The organism is Shimia sp. R10_1 (genome assembly GCF_017744095.1).
Classification (GTDB): domain Bacteria; phylum Pseudomonadota; class Alphaproteobacteria; order Rhodobacterales; family Rhodobacteraceae; genus Shimia.
The window spans coordinates 226,773-242,014 of sequence record NZ_JAGHQX010000002.1; the positions used below are offsets into that span (position 1 = coordinate 226,773).

A 15,242-nucleotide genomic window follows, 5' to 3' on the forward strand; every position below is an offset into this window, starting at 1 on the left:
GCTGACATCCTGTGCGCTTTGTGCGCAGTGCTGTCCTAGGGTGACATGTTTTGGGCCGTAGATTTGCACAGTGCTGGACAGCCTTGCCGTCCACTGCCAGATAGATGGTGAGACACGTGAGGGGAGAGTACATAATGTCACAGAAGTCGAACGGCATAGACGTGGTTGCGGGCGATCCGCGCGAGCCACAGGCCACTGCGCTGTTGCAGGCCAGTCATGCGCTGATGCAGCAGTTGTTTTCAGAAGAAGAAAACCACTACCTTTCGATTGACGAGCTGTGCATCCCCTCCATCCGCTTTCTGGTGGCCAAGGAAGGAGACACAACGCTTGGATGTGTCGCACTGGCCAACAAAGGGGCGTATGGCGAGATCAAATCCATGTTTGTGGATCCCGCAGCACGCGGCAAAGGCATTTCCCACAAGCTCATGCAGCACCTGGATGCAGCGGCGCGCGCGCAGGGTTTGGCAGAGATCAAACTTGAAACCGGCGACAAGCTGAAAGAGGCGCACAGCCTGTATCGGGCCCATGGGTTTGTCGATTGCGGACCGTTCGGCGATTATGAAGCCAACAGCTCTTCTATCTTTATGACAAAAACACTCGATTGACGGGAGACGCGGCAGGGCTTGCCCTCCGTCGCGCGGCGTGGTCAAATTACCTGACCAGTTTGATGCGCTCATTTTGAGCGAAAGGAAAGCCATGCCGTTTCAGAAGGTTCAACCGGAAAAACTCTCCACCTCAGTCGTGCGTCAGATCGAGCTTTTGATTTTACGCGGGATTTTGCGACCCGGAGAACGGCTTCCAGCAGAACGGGAATTGAGCGACCGTCTGGGCGTCTCCCGTCCCAGCCTGCGGGAAGCCATTGCCACCTTGCAGGACAAGGGGTTGCTGACCTCCAAAGCCGGGGCGGGCATTTTTGTGGCGGACGTCTTGGGCAGCGCTTTTTCTGACGCGCTTGTGCAGCTTTTTTCCGCGCATGATGAGGCGGTGTTTGACTACATCGCCTTTCGCCGGGACATGGAAGGTCTGGCAGCGGAGCGGGCGGCAACATTTGCCTCCGACACGGATTTGCAGGTCATTCAGGCGGTGTTTGACAAGATGGAAGCCGCCCACCCCAAGCGGAATCCGACCGATGAGGCGCAACTGGATGCGGATTTCCATCTCGCCATCATTGAGGCGAGCCACAATGTGATCATGCTGCATATGATGCGTTCAATGTATCAGCTGCTGCGCGAAGGCGTGTTCTACAATCGGATGATCATGTTCAAACAGCGCACCACACGCGGTGAGCTGCTGGAACAACACCGCGCCATCAACTCAGCGCTTCAAGCACGAGATGCGCAGGGATCACGCAATGCGGTGATTGCGCATCTGGATTATGTGGAGTCGGCCCTGTCGAACTACAAGAAATCTGCCCAGAACGAAGAGATTGCAAAACAGCGCTATGAGCATGAATTAAGCCGCTAAGGACCCTCCCCCAGCGGCTTTGCCAGCGCCCAATCAGGCCGTCTTACTTGGTCTCGTCGCCGACGTTTTCAGCAAAGGACTTTTCGAAGTCTTTCTGCTGGGCGGCGCTGGCCTCGGTCTGATAGTTGGCTTTCCACTCCGCCATTGTCATGCCGTAGAAAATCTCGCGCGCTTCGTCTTTGCCCATCTCGATGCCACGCTCATTGGCGGCTTCCTGATACCAGCGCGACAGACAATTGCGGCAGAAGCCAGCCAGATTCATCATGTCGATGTTCTGAACATCGGTGCGCTTTTCCATCAGATGTGCACGCAATGTGCGGAAGGCCGCAGCCTCAAGTTCGATTTGGGTCTGTTCGTCCATGTCACTCTCCTCAGAGCATATTTTGTTTATGGCGTAGCAAGCCCACACATGGGCGACAATACACTCACAGCAATTTCAACGCGATCCAAGGCACCAGCGCAAATACGAAGATCAACAGTTTGTAGGTGCCAAGCCACTGAAAATAGAGCGCGGGCAACCTGTCGTGGGACACACCGGTTAAGCGCGCATGGATTGCAGCCACCTTGCCCTGCATCCCGAAAATGGCCAAGGACGCCGCCAACAGCACGCCAATATGGATGACCGACATCCATCCAAAAAAACTTGTGAGCATGTCATGGGTCATGTTCAGCCTCCTTTTCGGCAGTGCTTGTGGGTCACACAATATATGGTGGCCTCAGCGCTCTGACGCAAGGAAGAGGCACAGATACAATCTGCGCTACAACCCGCTTTCCGTGAGTGTGTCCTGCAGCAGTGTGGCGAGACGTTCCGCCCATGCGTTTTGCTGTGCTTCGGTCTCGATTTCATCGTTGCGCAGTTCGATCAGCGCATTCAGGCGCTGTGGCTGCAAGGCATGCTGATCAATGCTGTCACCGGGCAGATCGCCATCATAGGGCTCATTGTCGCCTACGGTCAGATCCTGTTCACGAGACAGGCGGCTCAACAGCGCGTGGCCAAAACGGTCTTCTGGCTTGGCGTGCAGCACGCCAATTTCCCAAGGCCGTGGCGCGCGCCCTTTGAGCTGCGGAGAAAAACTATGCAGGGCAATGATAATCGGCGCCTGCCGCCCTGCCGCGAGGGCCTCCAGAGCGTCGTGATATGGCCTGTAGTGCGTGGCCACCCGGCGTGCAATTTCCCCTTCATCCACATCGCGATTGCCGGGAATGATGGTGCCATCATAAAGGCGCATCACCAATGTCGGGTCGTCCAAGCCGCGATTTGGATCGATACACAGGCGCGAAAAGTTGGTGCAGATGACAGGTGCATCCAAGAGCTCCCCAAGGCGCATCGAGGTGCCCCGCGCACCGACATCATAGGCAATGTGACGCGCCATATCTTCGGCGGGCAGGCCGAGGTCACCCCCTGCAATGTCGCTGGGCACGTGGTTGGAGGCATGATCACATGTGATCAGCCAGCGCGCGGTGCGGTCTTCGCCAAATGTGGAAAACGGAGTATATGTCATGGGTCTGTCATTGCTTTTTGCTGAGAGTTAAGAGAATTCAAGGCAAAAGGGAATTCCGCCGGAGGTAAAACTTGCATTTGTTAGCGTTAACAGGTAGCGCAAAGCGCGAGACTTGCCAGATGGGTGAGACCGCCTGCCGCTGGGCAGGCAAAGCAAAGAAAGACCGATCATGAGACGACTGAGAAACGTGAAAATCGTGGCCACTTTGGGCCCTGCCTCTGAAACCTACGACATGATCCGCGCTTTGCATGAAGCGGGTGCAGATGTGTTCCGTCTCAATATGAGCCACGGCAGCCACGAGGAAATCCGCGAAAAGCACCGCATTATCCGGCAGGTGGAAAAGGACCTGCAAAGCCCGATTGCCATTCTGGCGGACCTGCAGGGACCGAAGCTTCGTGTGGGTGTTTTTGCCAATGGTGCAGAAGATCTGGAAGATGGGGCCAAGTTCCGTCTTGATCTGGACAAAGCTGAAGGCGACATCAATCGCGTCTGCCTGCCACATCCTGAAATTTTTGCAGCGCTGAAGCCTGGCGCGAACCTTTTGGTGAATGACGGTAAAATCCGCCTGCAAGTCGAAGACTGCGGCGATGACTTTGCCAATTGTGTCGTGACCACAGGGGGCACGATCTCCAACCGCAAAGGCGTGAATGTGCCGGATGTGGTGCTGCCGCTGGCCGCGCTTTCAGACAAAGACCGCGATGATCTGGAATTTGTCTGTGGACTGGGCGTGGACTGGCTGGCGCTGTCCTTTGTGCAGCGCCCTGAAGATGTGACAGAAGCACGGGAGCTGGCCCAAGGGCGTGCGGCCATTCTGTCGAAGATTGAAAAGCCCGCTGCTGTCGAAGCCTTTGACGATATTCTGGCGGTGTCTGACGGGATCATGGTTGCGCGCGGCGACCTGGGTGTTGAGTTGCCCGTCAGTGCGGTGCCCCCGATCCAGAAGCGCCTGGTGCGCAAATGCCGCCATGTTGCGAAACCGGTGATCGTTGCGACGCAGATGCTGGAAAGCATGATCGAAAGCCCGATGCCAACCCGCGCAGAGATCTCTGACGTTGCGACCGCGATCTATGAAGGGTCTGACGCCATCATGCTGTCTGCTGAATCTGCGGCAGGCGACTATCCAATTGAGGCGGTGACCACGATGAACAACGTGGCCGTCGAGGTAGAAAACGACCCGACCTACCGCGAAATCATCGAGGCGAGCCGCACGCAGCCGCGCACAGGTGTGGCGGATGCGATTGTGGCCGCGGCACGGGAGATTGCAGAAACCACACAGGTGGCTGCGATTTGCTGTTTCAGCCAATCTGGAACGACTGCCCTGCTGATTGCACGGGAACGTCCACGCGTGCCGATCATCGCCATGACCAGCCTGCGGGGAACCGCGCGACGTCTGGCACTGAGCTGGGGCACCAACTGCGTGATCACATCTAACGTCAGCCGCTTTAAAATGGCGGTTGTGGCGTCGGCTCGCGCCGCGCGTGATCTGGGCTATGCGCAGGAAAGCGATCAGATCGTCGTCACGGCAGGCTTGCCCTTCAACGTACCGGGCACAACGAACATTCTGCGCGTTTCGCCCTGTGACGAGCGTTTGATCTTCAACGTCGATTCAGAGTAGCGTCAGCCGGCAATCAACCGGGCCAAAAAATGATCACCGATTATCTGATCACCATCGCACTTGTGGTTGGGGTGTTTGCCATCCCAGCCATGATTTCCGCTTATGCGGACAATCGTTTGCCCAAAGTACCCTTTGCGATGTTCGTACTGTGTGCTGCTGGCATCGCCACGACGATACTGCTTCATCCGGAGCGCTACAGCCTGCTTGGTTTACCAGATGTTGTGGTGCGCGTGATTGCCGATATCCTGCACTGAGGTTTTCCGCGCCAAATCAGCGAATTCCCCCTTGCACCAAAGTCAGAGCCGCTCTATACGGCGCCTCTATTCGCGCGACCGGCTGGATGGCATGCCGAGTCGCGTTTGTCACCGACCGAATACAAAGGAGACGGAAATGCCTAAGATGAAGACCAAGTCGAGCGCAAAAAAGCGCTTTAAGGTCACTGCCTCTGGCAAAGTGAAAGCCGGCCAAGCCGGTAAGCGCCACGGCATGATCAAACGCACCAACAAATTCCTGCGTGACGCACGCGGCACCACAACGCTGTCCGCACCGGACGCCAAGATCGTCAAGGGCTTCATGCCCTACGACCGCTAAGAGGAGATTGATATATGTCCCGCGTTAAAGGTGGTACCGTAACCCACGCCCGTCACAAAAAAGTCGTTAAGGCCGCAAAAGGCTATTACGGCCGTCGTAAAAATACCTTCAAGGTCGCACGTCAGGCCGTCGACAAGGCGAACCAGTACGCAACTCGTGACCGTAAGAACCGGAAGCGTAATTTCCGTGCGCTCTGGATCCAGCGTATCAACGCTGCTGTGCGCGCACACGACGAAGCACTGACATATTCCCGCTTCATCAACGGCCTGACATTGGCTGGTATCGAAGTGGACCGTAAGGTTCTGGCCGACCTGGCCGTGCATGAGCCCGAAGCGTTCACCGCGATCGTGGATCAAGCGAAAGCCGCACTGGCTGCATAAGCCAAAGCGACAGCAATTTGAAAAGGCTCGGAACGCAAGTTCCGGGCCTTTTTGCTTGTCAGATCCCACGATCAAGGACGTGGCGCCACGTTTCCACATGAAAAAAACAGGAACATATCAAATATCTTAGGAGAACAAATCAGAACAAAAGAAAAACGAATTACCAATTGTTTACCATTTCACCCCCAAGATTGCCCTCGTGGCGTGTGTTGCCGCAAGCGTATTGGTATCTGGAAGTTAACATGGCGCGTATCATCGAGCTGCATTTTTCAAATGACTTGGTTCACCCAGCCGGGGTCGAAGATTTTATTGAAGTGGTCTTGGATCACACAGAAAACGCGGCAAGTTTCATTGTGTCCTGCTACCAAACAGATGGCACCGCACGGACAGAGATCGCACTGACGGAGAGCGGCGTGCTGTCGTCGACGCCGCCAAACTCAAACAAGCAATGCTATGTGATCTCCGCATCGCGGTTTCCTGTGTTGTTTGCCCCCGATGACCGTCGCAGACGTGTCTCAGCCGTTGCGCTGACCGATCTGATATCCGGGCGCGTCGTTTGCTTTGTTGACACGCGCAGCAACAGCATCCCAATTGAGGCGGTCGATGGCGCGGCGGCTGGCGCGATTTCTTCGCGCGCCGCAGCGCGCACTGCTTGGGCTGCGCCTGCACTTGAGATACCTGATCAGCCCGATCTCCCAACGCCGCCAATTGCAAAAATACGCACAACGGGCGGCTTGGCATGCTTTGGCGCGGGCACGCGGATTCGCACTGCAGTGGGCTTTCAACTGATCGAAACCCTTAAGGCGGGGGACCAGATTTGGACCCGCGACAACGCACTTCAACCCCTACAGTGGATCGGCAAACGCACGCTGCCAGCGCGGGGTCAGTTTGCGCCTGTTCAGATCGCCCACGACACCTTTGGCGCCTTCAGGCCGCATCTTGTCGCCCCCGATCATCTGGTGCTGCTGACTGGATGGCGCGCAGAACTGATTTATGGGGAAACGGAGATCCTGATGCCAGCCAAGGCACTTGTCGACAACTGTGACGTCCGCATCGGCCCGAGCGACCAGATCACCTATTATCACCTTGCCTTTGACGCCCCGCAGATCGTCAGCGGCGACGGGGTGCTGAGCCAATGTTTCCACCCAGACGCAGAGCCTGAAGCCTATTGCGCGCAAGCGGGCCGTGCCGAAATGTTTGCCCATTTTCCCGAATTGGCAACAGAGGTTCATGTCTATGGCCGCAACAGCCATCCGACGTCTAAAGCGAGCTTAGGGCCGCTTTTGGTACGCTCCGGTTGATTTTCTACCCGCTCATCCGCCCTTTTGAGCAAAAAAACAACGCAAAGTGAGGGGATCCCCATTCCCCCCACCTGGCGACAGAGGTAAGGAGGCGCCGAAATTTGAGTCGGGCCGCAGATCTACATGCTCGACCCCGCAGCGACGCTGCGCCAACGACACAGGACGATCATGGAAACCACTGCCCACGCCGCCGAGACCGGAGGTGTCTTCGCCTCTTTTACAGACACGCTCGTTCCGATGCTGGAAACCGCTGTGAACACCACCAATGGGGTGCTTTGGGGGTATCTGTTGATGTACCTTCTTATCGGGGCAGGTCTGTTCTTCACGGTCCGCCTGCGGTTCGTGCAGTTTACAAGCTTTCGCGATCAATTGCGCCTGACGGTGGCGTCTCGGGAGAATGATGGCGCAGGTATTTCGCCATTTCAGGCGCTGTCGGTCAGCCTCGCATCACGTATCGGCACGGGCAACCTCGCCGGTGTGGCCGTTGCAATCTCCCTCGGTGGTCCTGGTGCGATTTTCTGGATGTGGATCGTCGCGCTGGTGGGCATGGCCACTTCCTTTTCAGAATCAACGCTCGCTCAGCTATACAAAACGCGCGGCCCTGGCGGCACCTATCGTGGCGGCCCCGCGTTTTACATTGCCCGCGGCCTGAATATGCGCTGGCTTGGCATCATCTTTTCGTTCTTCCTGATCTATGCCTTCGGCCTTGTGGTCAACGCGGTGCAATCCAACTCAATTGCACAGGCCATGAATGAAGCCTTCGAAATCCCGAAAACCGCGACGGGGTTGGTGATTGCCGCCGCCACCGGGATGGTCATCTTTGGGGGCATCCGTTCCATCACACGTGTTGCCGAACTTCTGGTGCCGCTCATGGCCGGGGCGTACATGCTGGTCGCGCTGTATATTCTCGCAACCAATTTCACAGAAATCCCAAGCGTGTTGGCACAAATCATACGCGGCGCCTTCGGCCTTGAAGAAGCGGCGGGCGGTGCGGCTGGTGGCATGACCGCGGCCCTTCTCAACGGAGTGAAACGTGGCCTGTTCTCAAACGAAGCAGGCATGGGCTCTGCCCCAAACATCGCCGCGGCGGCAACACCGGTGCCAAATCACCCTGCCTCTCAAGGTTTCGTGCAGGCGTTTGGTGTGTTTATCGACACCATTCTTGTGTGCACCGCGACAGCGGTGATGATCATTGTATCAGGCGCACATAAAATGGTTGATGCAGAGGGCAACGCTTTGGAAGGCATCGCCATGACCCAACAGGCAGCGGCGGCTTTCCTTGGCCCATTTGGCACCTACTTTATCGCCATCGCAGTGTTGTTGTTTGCATTCACCACCATCATCGCCTGCTACGGATATGCCGAAAGCGGCATGGCGTTCCTCAACCAGGCAGAAAAAAAGCAACTGACCTTGCTGCGCGTTGGCGTGATGTTGTTTGTATTCTGGGGTGCGGGCCAGTCTGTGGCCGTGGTGTTTAACGCGGCAGATATGGCCATCGGGATCATGGCGCTGTTCAATCTTGTGGCGCTTGCGCTGTTGTCGCCGGTGGTGGCGCGGGTTGCGCGTGACTACCAAACCCAGCGCAAGGCCGGTAAAACGCCGAACTTCAGCATTTCTGACCACGCAAAGATCGCGCGTGGTGTGGACGCTGAGATCTGGAAATAACGCTTTAGGCCGGGGCCCCTGCGGGGGCCCTGTGCCTCGACGCTTGCAATCAACAGACCTTGTGGTAGGAGGTCTGCGGTAATTTCTTCACTTGGGACAGCCCTGTCATGGACGATCTGCGCATCAAATACATCGACGCCATTGCCGCCGCTGCGGATGAAGCCGCTCTGGAAGAGCTGCGCCTGCAGGCCGTGGGCAAAAAGGGCGAAGTCAGCCTGAAAATGCGCGAGCTGGGCAAGATGACCCCAGAAGAGCGTCAGGTGGCCGGCCCGGCGCTGAACGCGCTGAAGAACGAGATCAACTCTGCCCTCGCCGCCAAGAAAGTGGCGCTGGCGGATGCGGCGCTGGATGCACGTCTTGCAACAGAATGGCTGGATGTGACCCTGCCGGCGCGCAACCGCCGTGTGGGCACAATTCACCCGATCAGCCAAGTGACCGAAGAGGTCACCGCGATCTTTGCCGACATGGGCTTCGCCGTGGCCGAAGGGCCGCAGATCGAAACCGACTGGTACAACTTTGATGCGCTGAACATTCCTGGCCACCATCCGGCCCGTGCCGAGATGGACACGTTCTACACCCATCGCGCCGAAGGGGACGAGCGCGCGCCGCATGTGCTGCGTACCCACACCAGCCCAGTGCAGATCCGCTCGATGGAGAAAACCGGCGCACCGATCCGCATCATCTGCCCCGGTCGTGTGTACCGTGCGGACTATGACCAGACCCACACGCCGATGTTCCATCAGGTCGAAGGGCTGGCTTTGGGCCGCGACATCTCCATGGCGAACCTCAAGTGGGTGCTGGAAGAATTCTTCTCTGCCTTCTTTGGCACAGAGGTGAAAACCCGCTTCCGCGCGTCGCACTTCCCGTTCACGGAGCCTTCCGCCGAGGTGGACATTCAGTGCAGCTGGGAAGGCGGCACGGTGAAGGTGGGCGAAGGCGACGATTGGCTCGAAGTACTGGGCTCCGGCATGGTGCACCCCAAGGTACTCGAAGCGGGCGGCATTGATCCAAACGAATATCAGGGCTTTGCTTTTGGCATCGGCATCGACCGTCTGGCGATGCTGAAATACGGCATCCCCGATCTGCGCGCTTTCTTTGACAGCGACCTGCGCTGGCTGCGCCACTACGGCTTTGCCTCGCTGGATCAGCCAACACTGCACGGCGGTTTGAACCGCTAAGAACACCCCACACTTATGACGTTAGAGCGCCTGCGGGCGCTCTTTCCATTCTTGCAGACTTCACAGCACCTAACGAGCCTACCGTGACACGCCTCCTTATTGTTGAAAGCAACTCCACCGATCTTTTGGCACAAAGCCGGTCTGCATCCTCTTATTTCCTGAAGGCCTTTCAGGCGCTCATCCCACAGGCGGAGCTGCGGGTGGTGGCCCCGTACGCCGCCCCGCTCTCAGCAAATGTGTTTGATGGCGTGGACGGCATTGTGTTCACCGGCTCCGGGGTGGCTTGGACCACCTGTGATGAGCGCGCGGCACCATTGCGGGACGCGATGGAGATGGCCTTTGCCACTGGCCTGCCGGTCTGGGGATCGTGCAACGGCATGCAACTCGCGGCCTCGGTACTGGGCGGCCATGTGAACGATTCGCCAAATGGGTTGGAATTTGGCCTCGCCTCCGGCGTGACCTTCACCGACGCAGGCAAAACGCACCCGATGTTTGCAGGCCGCAGCTGTGGCCTTGCCAGCCCCTGTGTGCATTCCCATGAGGTGATCCGTCTGCCCGAAGGCGCGGTGGTGCTGGCGTCAAACGGGCATTCCGAGGTGCAGGCCATCGCATATCAGAAAAACGGTGTGGATTTCTGGGGCGTGCAGTATCACCCGGAAATGGCAGCGCTGGATGTGGGCCGAATTGCCAATGCCCTACATCTGAAAGAGGACCACGCCGCCATGGTGCCGGATCTGTTGTCCGCTGACAGCGATGCGGATGCGGCGCGACGTCTGGGGGCGCGGCCCGAGGATTTGACCCCACAGATGCGCATGCGCGAGCTGTCCAACTGGCTGGATTATATCAGCAAGGCCGCCTGACTTAAAACAGGTCTGGCAAAGGTCAAACCCGCCCACAAACATGTGACATGACAGCGCCTCTGCCTTAGGTAGTGTCTGCGCCATGAGATATCTTGCCTTCATATGTGCTGCCACTTTGGCGGCCACCCCCGCTGTCGCCATGGGCCCTTGGAAAGCCTCGTTAGAGCCTTGCGGCGACGCAGTGGCCTGCCCGCTGGGGGAGCGCTCTTATCATGTGATGGAACCTGAGGGTTGGGACGGGGAGAGCCCCTTGCCTGTTCTGCTGCATTTTCATGGCTGGTCCCGCAATGGCATCCACCCACAGCGCTCTGAACGGGTCGGTGCCTCCACCAAACGGCGCGGCGTGCTGCTGGTGACGCCGAACGGGCTGGGCAACAGCTGGAGTTTCTGGCGTGCAGGCTCCCGCGATGTGCCATTTGCAGATGCGGTTCTGGAAGACGTGGCGCTGCGCTATCCGGTGGATGCGGAAAAAATCTATGTCTCCGGCTATTCTTTTGGGTCTGCCATGGCGTGGCGCTATGCCTGCGCCAGCGGTGAGGATGTGGCCGCGCTTCTGGCCATTGCAGGCAGCATTGATCAAAGCGAGGTCTGTGCAGAGGCCCCGGCAGAGGTGCGCCATGTGCATGGGCTGGCGGACACAGTGATGGATTTCCCCATGGGACCGGAAGGAGACACCACCTATCCCGTCGCGCTGTGGCGGCGCGCCTTGGACTGCGCGGCGACAGGGACGGATCAAGGCGACTGGCAGGTGCGCAGCTTTCTGACTCTCAGCCGCACCACATGGGACTGCGCGCGGGGCGATGTGACATTGGATCTGCATCCGGGCGGGCATTTCATCCCTCACGGGTGGATTGGCCGGCAGCTGGACGAGCTTTTGGGCCTCGCTCCGAGCTATCCGTAGACCTGCATTTGCAGCAAGGCTTGCACATAAGGGCAATCTTTGTCATTGCCTGCTGCAACAAACATGGCTTGCCATAGGACACCGGACAGATGAAATTCACGCTTTCTTGGCTGAAAGACCACCTAGAGACCGACGCAAGCGTCGATGAGATTGTTGAGGCGCTCACCGACCTCGGCCTTGAGGTAGAAGATGTGTTCAACCCAGCAGAGCGGTTGGCCGATTTCACGCTGGGCAAAGTGGTGCACGCCGAGAAACACCCGGATGCCGACAAACTGCGCGTCTGTAAGGTGGAAACCGATGAAGGCGAACTGCAGATCATCTGTGGCGCGCCCAACGCGCGCGAAGGCATCACCGTGGTGGTGTGCAAGCCGGGTATGTATATTCCCGGCCTCGACATCACCATCAGCGTGGGCAAGATCCGTGGCGTGGAAAGTTACGGCATGATGGCCTCTGAGCGCGAGCTGGAACTGTCTGACGAGCATGATGGCATCATTGAGCTGCCGTCCGGTGAGGTGGGTGACAAGTTCATCGACTGGCTGGCGGCAAACGATCCATCCAAAGTGGACACGGTGATTGAAATCGCGATCACGCCGAACCGCCCCGATGCGCTGGGTGTGCGCGGCATTGCACTTGATCTCGCGGCACGCGGGCTGGGCAAGATGAAGCCTGCCAAAACCGCAGAGATCACCGGCAGCTACGCCAGCCCGATCACTGTCACCATTGACGAAGACGCAGCCACCGATGGCTGTGAGGTCTTTGGCGGGCGTCTGATCAAAGGCGTGAAAAACGGCCCCTCCCCGCAATGGTTGCAGGACCGCCTGAAGGCCATCGGCCTGCGCCCGATTTCCGCGCTGGTGGACATCACCAACTTCTTCACCTTTGACCGCAATCGCCCGCTGCATGTGTTTGACGCGGACAAGGTCAAAGGCAACCTGCGTGTGCACCGCACCCAAGGCGGCGAGACCCTGATGGGGCTGGATGAAAAAGAATACACCTTCGGCCCCGGCATGGTGGTGATTTCTGATGACGAAGGCGTGGAATCCATCGGCGGCATCATGGGTGGCCTGCCCACCGGTTGTACGGATGAGACCACCAACGTTTTCCTCGAAGCGGCGGTGTGGGATCACGTACAGATCGCCTACACAGGCCGTGGTCTGAAGATCAACACCGATGCGCGTTATCGCAACGAGCGCGGCATTGATCCGGCTTACAATATGCAGGCGTTGGATGACGCGACCCAGATGATCGTCGAGCTGTGCGGCGGTGAGCCGTCTGAGGTTGTGACCGCTGGCACCGTGCCAGATGTGGCGCGTGCCTATAAGCTCGACACAGATCGTGTGCAGTCTCTTGTTGGTATGGAAATCCCGGCAGAAACCCAGCGCGCCACTTTGGAAGCGCTTGGTTTCACCATCGAAGGTGACATGGCCCATGTGCCGAGCTGGCGCCCGGATGTGCGTGGCTCTGCTGATCTGGTCGAAGAGGTGGCGCGAATTGCCTCGCTGACCAAGCTGGAAGGCAAGCCCATGCCGCGCGCCACCGCAGGTCTGCCAGAGCAGATCCTGTCGCCCATGCAGAAGCGCGAACAGATCGCACGCCGCACCACCGCGAGCCTTGGCTACAACGAGTGTGTGACCTACAGCTTCATCGACAAAGCGGCGGCAGAGCTGTTTGGTGGCGGTAGCGATGCGACCATGCTGGAAAACCCGATCTCCAGCGAGATGAGCCACATGCGCCCGTCCCTGCTGCCGGGTCTGCTGCAGGCCGCCGCCCGCAACCAGGCACGTGGTTTCATGGATATGGCGCTATTTGAATGTGGTGCCGTGTTCCATGGTGGCGAGCCGGGTGAGCAGGAAAACCTGCTGACCGGGATTCTGGTGGGCCGCACCGTTGGCAAAGACATTCATGGCGAAAGCCGTGGCGTGGATATCTATGACGCCAAGGCGGATATGGAAGCGGTGATGGAAGCGCTCGGAGCGCCTGCAAAGCTGACCTACAATCGTGGTGTGAATGGTTGGTGGCATCCGGGACGCAGCGCCAAGGTGGGTCTGGGGCCAAAGAAAATACTCGGTGCCTTTGGTGAGATTCACCCGAAGGTGCTGGATGCGCTGAACGTTAAGGGCCCGGTTGTGGCCTTTGCGATCCACATCACGGAAATCCCACTGCCCCGTAAAAAATCCGCCTCCAAAGGTGCTGTGACCATGTCTGACCTTCAGGCGGTGGAACGCGACTTTGCCTTTGTGGTGGATGCGGACGTCGAAGCCCTGACACTGGTGAATGCTGCGGCGGGTGCAGACAAAGCGCTGATTGAAAACGTGCGTGTCTTTGACGAGTTCATTGGCGGCGCGTTGGGTGAAGGCAAGAAATCCCTCGCAATCACCGTGCGCCTGCAGCCCACCGACAAGACGCTGAAAGAAGCCGATATCGAGGCCGTGGCGACGAAGATCGTCGAGAAAGTCAGCAAAGCCACCGGCGGCACGCTGCGCGGCTGACAAAGCTCGGTCAAACCCCATGTCACGCGCCCGCAGAGATCCCTCTTGCGGGCGCGTTTTTTATGCAACCCGTTTTTGATTGCATCCCTGCAAGAGGCGCGGCACCAATGTGACAATCAGAGGAGAGTGTCATGAAGGATATCGCCAAGTTCTGGGACGGGATTGCGGAAAAATATGCCAAATCTCCGATCCGCAATGAGACAGCATATGAGCACACTTTGGGGCGCACGCGTTCTTATCTGAAAGACACAGACACCGCGCTGGAGTTGGGCTGTGGCACCGGCACCACCGCCATCAAGCTGGCGGATGCGGTGGCAGAATTCATCGCCACGGATATATCAGAGGGTATGCTGGAGGTGGGCCGCCGTCGCGCGGCGGAGGCTGGTGCCTCCAATGTCACGCTGCAGAAAGCCACCGCACAGACCGCACCAGAAGGTCCCTTTGATGTGATCTTGGCCCACAACCTGATCCATCTGTTGGACGATCCAGACGGTGATCTGGCAGCCGTCGCAGCGCGTGTAAAACATGGCGGGCTGTTCATCTCCAAAACGCCCTGTCTGAAAGGCAAGGTCGGCTCTTGGAAACTGACGCTGATCAAACTGGCGCTGCCGCTTGCACAGCTGCTGGGCAAAGCGCCGCCCGTCCGCTTTATGTCGGTCGAAGAGCTGGACGCAGCCGTGACAGCCGCTGGCTTTGAGATTATCGAAAGCGGGAATTTCCCCGCATCGCCCCCCAGCCGTTATGTGGTCGCACGTAAAATCTGAAACAGTTTCGCGGCTTTTGCGATTGGCCTGCGCAACCTGCAGCTTTATTTCGAAGGCCAAGCAAGAGAGGATACCCCCATGAGCTTGAATGTTTACCTGTCCGGCGAAATCCACACCGACTGGCGAGAACAGATCATCACGGGCGCCGCAGATCTGAATGTCACTTTCAACAGCCCGGTGACAGATCATGGCGCATCGGATGATTGCGGCGTGGCCATTTTGGGCGCGGAAGACAACAAATATTGGCACGACCATAAAGGCGCGATGGTGAACGCGATCCGCACGCGCAAAGGCATTGAAGATGCCGATGTGGTGGTGGTGCGTTTTGGTGAGAAATACCGCCAATGGAACGCGGCCTTTGACGCCGGATATGCGGCGGCACTGGGCAAATCCATCATCGTTTTGTCGATGCCAGATCAACAGCACGCTCTGAAAGAGGTGCATGCCGCGGCTTTGGCTGTGGCCGAAGAGCCCAAACAGGTGGTGGACATCCTGCGCTACGTACAGACCAGCGCTCTGCCATAGGATGCAA

At 58.1% G+C, this 15,242-nt stretch carries 17 protein-coding genes; 14 read left to right on the top strand and 3 right to left on the bottom strand.

The genetic code is table 11. The features are described 5' to 3' along the window. The first annotated feature begins 134 nt into the window (after positions 1 to 134). Entirely contained in the window at positions 135 to 605 is a 471-nt protein-coding gene (locus J7413_RS05550; protein ID WP_209097076.1) for a GNAT family N-acetyltransferase, read from the top strand. Between the two features lie 91 nt (positions 606 to 696). Then, positions 697 to 1,464 carry an FCD domain-containing protein gene (locus tag J7413_RS05555; protein ID WP_209097077.1) on the top strand — a complete coding sequence of 256 codons (768 nt, stop codon included), beginning with the start codon at positions 697 to 699 and terminating at the stop codon, positions 1,462 to 1,464. 43 nt (positions 1,465 to 1,507) lie between these two features. On the opposite strand, the gene J7413_RS05560 is transcribed toward J7413_RS05555, so the two are convergent. The 3 genes from J7413_RS05560 to J7413_RS05570 form a co-directional block, all read right to left on the bottom strand. Continuing rightward, a complete protein-coding gene (locus tag J7413_RS05560) occupies positions 1,508 to 1,825 on the bottom strand; it encodes a DUF1244 domain-containing protein (RefSeq protein ID WP_209097078.1) in 318 nt (105 codons plus the stop codon). Between the two features lie 64 nt (positions 1,826 to 1,889). Next, complete coding sequence (locus J7413_RS05565) at positions 1,890 to 2,129, bottom strand: DUF6868 family protein (protein WP_209097079.1); 240 nt, start codon at positions 2,127 to 2,129, stop codon at positions 1,890 to 1,892. A 93-nt stretch (positions 2,130 to 2,222) separates the two neighbouring features. Continuing rightward, entirely contained in the window at positions 2,223 to 2,966 is a 744-nt protein-coding gene (locus J7413_RS05570) for an N-formylglutamate amidohydrolase (protein WP_209097080.1), read from the bottom strand. Positions 2,967 to 3,135: 169 nt separating this feature from the next. Between J7413_RS05570 and pyk the strand changes: the two genes are divergently transcribed. The 12 genes from pyk to J7413_RS05630 all read left to right on the top strand — a co-directional run bounded on the left by pyk (position 3,136) and on the right by J7413_RS05630 (position 15,235). After that, positions 3,136 to 4,581: a pyruvate kinase gene (pyk, locus tag J7413_RS05575; RefSeq protein ID WP_209097081.1), complete on the top strand. Its 1,446-nt coding sequence runs from the start codon at positions 3,136 to 3,138 to the stop codon at positions 4,579 to 4,581. Between the two features lie 29 nt (positions 4,582 to 4,610). Continuing rightward, complete coding sequence (locus J7413_RS05580) at positions 4,611 to 4,835, top strand: hypothetical protein (protein ID WP_209097082.1); 225 nt, start codon at positions 4,611 to 4,613, stop codon at positions 4,833 to 4,835. 136 nt (positions 4,836 to 4,971) lie between these two features. Further along, on the top strand, positions 4,972 to 5,172 hold the full coding sequence (rpmI, locus tag J7413_RS05585) for a 50S ribosomal protein L35 (RefSeq protein ID WP_058241085.1): 201 nt from the start codon (positions 4,972 to 4,974) through the stop codon (positions 5,170 to 5,172). A gap of 14 nt (positions 5,173 to 5,186) precedes the next feature. Next, the gene (gene rplT, locus J7413_RS05590; RefSeq protein ID WP_209097083.1) at positions 5,187 to 5,552 is read left to right on the top strand and encodes a 50S ribosomal protein L20; all 366 of its coding nucleotides are present in this window, start codon (positions 5,187 to 5,189) and stop codon (positions 5,550 to 5,552) included. Between the two features lie 242 nt (positions 5,553 to 5,794). Further along, positions 5,795 to 6,853, top strand: a complete 1,059-nt coding sequence (locus J7413_RS05595; protein ID WP_209097084.1) for a Hint domain-containing protein — start codon at positions 5,795 to 5,797, stop codon at positions 6,851 to 6,853. 123 nt (positions 6,854 to 6,976) lie between these two features. Then, the gene (locus J7413_RS05600; RefSeq protein ID WP_247743347.1) at positions 6,977 to 8,518 is read left to right on the top strand and encodes an alanine/glycine:cation symporter family protein; all 1,542 of its coding nucleotides are present in this window, start codon (positions 6,977 to 6,979) and stop codon (positions 8,516 to 8,518) included. A gap of 107 nt (positions 8,519 to 8,625) precedes the next feature. After that, positions 8,626 to 9,696: a phenylalanine--tRNA ligase subunit alpha gene (gene pheS, locus J7413_RS05605; RefSeq protein WP_209097085.1), complete on the top strand. Its 1,071-nt coding sequence runs from the start codon at positions 8,626 to 8,628 to the stop codon at positions 9,694 to 9,696. An 83-nt stretch (positions 9,697 to 9,779) separates the two neighbouring features. After that, on the top strand, positions 9,780 to 10,556 hold the full coding sequence (locus tag J7413_RS05610) for a gamma-glutamyl-gamma-aminobutyrate hydrolase family protein (RefSeq protein ID WP_209097086.1): 777 nt from the start codon (positions 9,780 to 9,782) through the stop codon (positions 10,554 to 10,556). A gap of 82 nt (positions 10,557 to 10,638) precedes the next feature. Further along, positions 10,639 to 11,457 carry a polyhydroxybutyrate depolymerase gene (locus J7413_RS05615; RefSeq protein ID WP_209097087.1) on the top strand — a complete coding sequence of 273 codons (819 nt, stop codon included), beginning with the start codon at positions 10,639 to 10,641 and terminating at the stop codon, positions 11,455 to 11,457. An 89-nt stretch (positions 11,458 to 11,546) separates the two neighbouring features. Continuing rightward, positions 11,547 to 13,946 (top strand): phenylalanine--tRNA ligase subunit beta, encoded by a 2,400-nt coding sequence (gene pheT / locus J7413_RS05620; protein WP_209097088.1) that lies wholly within the window; start codon positions 11,547 to 11,549, stop codon positions 13,944 to 13,946. Between the two features lie 131 nt (positions 13,947 to 14,077). Then, complete coding sequence (locus J7413_RS05625; protein ID WP_209097089.1) at positions 14,078 to 14,710, top strand: class I SAM-dependent methyltransferase; 633 nt, start codon at positions 14,078 to 14,080, stop codon at positions 14,708 to 14,710. Positions 14,711 to 14,788: 78 nt separating this feature from the next. Continuing rightward, on the top strand, positions 14,789 to 15,235 hold the full coding sequence (locus J7413_RS05630) for a YtoQ family protein (protein ID WP_209097090.1): 447 nt from the start codon (positions 14,789 to 14,791) through the stop codon (positions 15,233 to 15,235). Positions 15,236 to 15,242: the final 7 nt, after the last annotated feature.